We start from the raw sequence: 1073 nt of genomic DNA, 5'->3' as shown, positions 1-1073 counted from the left end.
CCAGAGAACTTAAACGAATTGAAAGGCTCCATTCTTCTGCAAGAGTATGAGCGAGTAATTGTCGATACTGATAGATTTCCAGTTGAAGAGATCAATCCAATTCTCTTAGGGATATATGGAGAAGTTGGAAGTATTATGGCGGCTTCAAAAAAATATCGCCGGGAGAAGAAAGCGTACCCAAGCTATAAATATGAAGTCGAGGAAGAGTTTGGTGATGCTCTCTGGTATTTCTCTACTTTATGCAGACGTTTAAATGTTGAATTGGCAGAAGTATTTGATACTGTTTCTAATAATGACCAAGAAAATGCACCTATTTCACAGATTATTACTTTTGATAAGGTGGAGAGATTAGATTCTGCTCTAATTGAACTAGGTTGTATGGCAGCTCAATTACTCAAAATCGAGAAAGACTCTCCAAATCTCCGTGAAGAATTAATTCATTTTGCTAGGTTATATCTTCAAGCAATGCAGTCAACAGGGCTATATTTTGCAAAAGTAGTAAAAGGAAATCTGATAAAAACTATTGGACGATTTACAGTTCCAAGAAAAGATTCATTGCCAGATTTTGACTTTCCATTCCCCGAAGAAGAGCAGATACCAAGGAAATTTGAAATTCATATCACTCAAAGAAAGAGTGGACAGAGCTACTTAAGATGGAACGGGGTATTTATCGGATCGCCTCTGACTGATAATATACGTGACCCTGACGGATACCGCTTCCATGATGTGTTCCATTTATCTTATGCCGCAATTCTTCATTGGTCACCGACGTTTAGATCATTGATCAATCAGAAAAGAAAAAGTGATCTGTCTTTCGATGAAAATCAAGACGGTGGAAGAGCAATCGTTGTTGAGGAAGGACTTACCGCTTGGCTCTATTCATACTCAAAAGGTATCGATTATTTTGAAGGCCATGATAGTCTTTCTTTTGATGTATTAAAAACTATTAAAAAGTTCGTGCAAGGCTATGAAGTGGAACAATGTCCTCTTAAATTGTGGGAGGATGCTATCCTTCAGGGCTACTCAGTATTTAGGCAAGTTCGAAAGAACAATGGCGGTATAGTTATCGGTGA

Annotated in this window: 1 protein-coding gene; it reads left to right on the top strand. The window is 37.9% G+C overall.

What is annotated here, in order from left to right; all coding sequences use genetic code 11:
- The coding region (locus tag N434_RS25460; RefSeq protein ID WP_502695785.1) for a nucleoside triphosphate pyrophosphohydrolase family protein at window positions 1-1073 on the top strand (1073 nt) is incomplete at both ends.

Origin of the sequence: Rhizobium sp. UGM030330-04, from assembly GCF_003208455.1 — a bacterium.
GTDB classification, from domain to species: Bacteria; Pseudomonadota; Alphaproteobacteria; order Rhizobiales; family Rhizobiaceae; genus Agrobacterium; species Agrobacterium rhizogenes_A.
Note: the sequence above shows the minus strand (reverse complement) of the source record. Positions and strands in the feature narration are given on the sequence as shown.